Source organism: Methylobacterium sp. J-030, assembly GCF_022829545.1.
In the GTDB taxonomy this organism is placed as follows: Bacteria; Pseudomonadota; Alphaproteobacteria; order Rhizobiales; family Beijerinckiaceae; genus Methylobacterium.
Window position 1 is genome coordinate 1 of record NZ_JAKSYM010000324.1, and the last position, 350, is coordinate 350.

Genomic DNA, 350 nt, shown 5'->3' on the forward strand with positions numbered 1-350 from the left:
GCTGCGAGCTGACCCGCGACCTGCAGGCCAAGATCGGCCGAGCCCGCGCTCAGCTCCTCGTCTTCTCGCCCATCCCGGGGCGGTCGAGCCGACCAACAAGGGGTCTGACGGCGTGCTGCGCGCGGCGGTCATCCAGCGGACGGTGGCCAAAGGCTACCGCGCGGTGTGGGCGGCCGAGGGCGAGGCCGCCCACCGCACCGTCGTCGATACCGCGCGCCTCACAGGCTGCCGTCCCTTCGGAACCATCCTAATCACCGTTGGCGCCTAAACCCTGCAACTCCCGGGGTGGGTAATTACGTGTCGGGCGCCAGCTGCATCAATCTGTGCTGAACTGCTTGCCAGTGTAGAAA

1 pseudogene is annotated in these 350 nt (G+C 67.7%); it reads left to right on the forward strand.

The window, feature by feature from the left end:
- Window positions 1-268 (forward strand): annotated as a pseudogene (locus MKK75_RS25335) (IS66 family transposase); the annotation flags it as partial.
- Between the last annotated feature and the right edge of the window lie 82 nt (window positions 269-350).